Below are 2,802 nucleotides of genomic sequence, written 5' to 3'. Positions count from 1 at the left end.
AGGTGGGATTGTCTTGTCGTTCATGGTTCCGTCCCGGCGAGCCTGTTATGAAGGGATAGCCAACATTGTGGCGCTGCCATGTCCGGAAAAGCCGTCGGAGCGGGCTTTCACAGATGGCTTGCGCTTGGCCTTGCGCTTGCCGGTTCGATATGGCAGAAGCCCCGCCATCAGCGGCTGCGGTAGCTCAGTGGTAGAGCACTCCCTTGGTAAGGGAGAGGTCGAGAGTTCAATCCTCTCTCGCAGCACCAGATATCCCATTGATTGGGAACAACTATCTGACTTTCTTGGTCTTTTTGCCGCCTGTCTGGTACACAGGGGTGGTACACATGAGCTTGAGAATGCCTGGGCCTCGGCGACATAAGACGACTGGCGTCTATTACCTTCGGCAACGTGCGCCGTCTGATTTGAAGAATTTTCCGTTGGACGGAAAGGTCGGTATTCCCGTTGGCGACGACATAAGAACGGTCAAAGCTGGGGCAACCGTCAAGGTCAGCCTTGATACGAAAGACCCCGCAGAGGCCAAAAGGCGTCACCGCGAGGCCGATGCCGCGCTGCATGAGTATTGGCAACGGTTCAGGGATGGCCCTCAGCCGCTCTCCAACAAGCAGGTGCAGGCCCTTGCCGGCATCCTCTACGCCCGCCTGGTCGATATGATGGATAGCGAGCCGGGGGAAGAAGGCATCTGGAAAGCGGTCCTGCAGCTAAACAAGGGCAAGGAGGAGGGCGGGGAGCTTGACCGCTGGTTCGGCCCAACGGTCGATGAATTGTTCGTGGAGCAAGGCGTCAACACTGATTCCCTTAGCCGGACGCGCGTTGTTCATGCGGCTTACAAGGCCATCCAGCTTGCGGCCGAGACCAATCTCAGGAAGGCCGAAGGTGACTATTCGCCCGATGAGACGCGGAAGCGTTTCCCCGGCTGGGAGGCCGAGCGCAGTGAGGCCAAGTCAGAGCCTCGGCCCGCTGGCGACATGGGCCTGTTCGCACTCTTGGACCACAAATTCGCGACCCAGAGCCGAAAGGCGAAGACCAAGGATGACTATGCCCGCGATCTCGCCAAATTCGTTGCCAGCAGCGGCCACAGCGATGCCCGGGATGTTACCAAGGACGATGTCCGGAAGTGGCGCGACGAATTGATCGCCGAAGGGCTTTCGCCGTCCAAGATCAATGGCAAGTGTCTGGCCGCATTGAGCGCGGTTCTCACCCATGCCGTCAAAGAGTTCAGTCTCTCAATCAACGTCGCTCACGGTATCCGCGACGGTAGAAAGGGCACAGCCCCTACCCGTTCGAAGGGCTACACCGCCGAAGAAGCCAAGGCCATCCTCACCGCCACATTCAGCGGAACCTCAAAGGCCATCTCTGCGCCACATAGGCGCGCGCTCTTTTGGGTGCCGTGGATATGCGCGTATACCGGCTTACGGGTGACGGAGATCACCCAGCTTCGCGGCGCAGATGTTCGGACTGACGGCGACACGCCCTATCTCCTCGTCGCGCCAGAGGCCGGGTCTACAAAGAGCGACAAGGCGTGGATGACCGCAATTCATCCTCACCTCGTCGAGCTGGGGTTGTTGGAAATGTTCAAGGAAGTTGGCGACGGCCCGGCCTTCTATGCTCCTTATCCCGATGGAACCGACCTGACCAAGCTGACCGGCAAGCCCCGCTCGCAGGAGGCAGGAAACAGGGTCAGTGCCTGGATCACGAAAGAGCTGGAAATTCCAGCACCGGGAGGAAAGCCAAATCACGCTTGGCGGCATCTGTTCACGACCCTCTCGCGCCAACATGCCATGGACAAGCAGCACCGTGACTACATGCTTGGGAGTGGCCGCGAGGATGCTCGCGAGGGGTACGGCGATTTCCCACCCAGCGCCCTCGCAAGGGAGATCAGGAAACTGCCACGCTTCGAAGTGGAGGAAACACCTTGGAGGCCTTCCAATGAGACGATTTTGGGTCGAGCCCAGCGCATGATCCGGTAGGCAACCAAGAAGGGTGGGCAAGAGATGTTTTAAGGTTGCCGTCGAAGCTGGCATCGGCGTGGCTTGCACTGCCGCCGACGCTCACATTCACCGACATGTCCCGACCTCCACAACTTTATGACCCGCCGGCTGCAGAGGGGGTAGCCGGAGGAGCGCTGTCGGTCTTCGGCGGATCTTTGAAATCAGTTGATCCGATCTCGTTCGCCCGTTCCACGAGAGCATCGTACTTTTCACCCGAGATGCCCTTATGTCCCTCTTCGCGAAGCCGTCTGATGATCTTGTGGGGGTTCAGGACGACCGCATGTGCATACTTACCAGCGGAACCGCCCTTGATCCGGATAAGACCGAGCTTGGCAAGAAGCTCGATGCGGTCCTGCCATTGACGGACGGCGCGCTGGCCGGAGTATCCAGAGTGAGTAGCGAGTGATCCGGCGGCCCCCAGAGAGACATACATTTCCGCCCGTGCGCGGCACCATAGCTCAAAATAGGTATTCCCTGCGGGCGTCCCCTTCGTGAGATCGTCGATGATCTTGATGATGATCGGCATGGTACGGGGCACAGGAGTATAGCCCTCTTCACTGTGGGAATCCCACAGGAGCGCCGTGTCAAGGTCAGGCCACAAGGAGTCCCGGAGTTCTTCCGTCTTTCTCCCGGCTTTGGACTTCTTTCTAATACGCACTATTGAGGCTATTGAGGCCATTAGGGCTTCCTTTTCTTGCAGATGAGCGAGGGGCGGCCGAGGAGTGGACCCCCGGCCTATGCCGATCGATAGCGGGCGTGAGCTTGCATTCACGCCCAAGACCTCCTGAAGGCGGAGCAGTTGACCGAGGTG

2 protein-coding genes and 1 tRNA gene are annotated in these 2,802 nt (G+C 59.0%); 2 read left to right on the top strand and 1 reads right to left on the bottom strand.

Features of this window, described 5'->3' with window-relative positions:
- Positions 1 to 173 precede the first annotated feature (173 nt).
- Positions 174 to 248, top strand: a tRNA-Thr gene (locus EOA86_RS29375).
- 9 nt (positions 249 to 257) lie between these two features.
- Positions 258 to 1,970: a DUF6538 domain-containing protein gene (locus EOA86_RS29370; protein WP_245497413.1), complete on the top strand. Its 1,713-nt coding sequence runs from the start codon at positions 258 to 260 to the stop codon at positions 1,968 to 1,970.
- Between the two features lie 115 nt (positions 1,971 to 2,085).
- Here EOA86_RS29370 and EOA86_RS29365 read toward each other — a convergent pair whose 3' ends face one another.
- Positions 2,086 to 2,517 carry a hypothetical protein gene (locus EOA86_RS29365; protein ID WP_128344858.1) on the bottom strand — a complete coding sequence of 144 codons (432 nt, stop codon included), beginning with the start codon at positions 2,515 to 2,517 and terminating at the stop codon, positions 2,086 to 2,088.
- Positions 2,518 to 2,802: the final 285 nt, after the last annotated feature.

It is taken from the genome of Mesorhizobium sp. M5C.F.Ca.IN.020.32.2.1 (genome assembly GCF_004023105.1).
Lineage (GTDB): Bacteria > Pseudomonadota > Alphaproteobacteria > Rhizobiales > Rhizobiaceae > Mesorhizobium > Mesorhizobium wenxiniae.
Note: the sequence above shows the minus strand (reverse complement) of the source record. Positions and strands in the feature narration are given on the sequence as shown.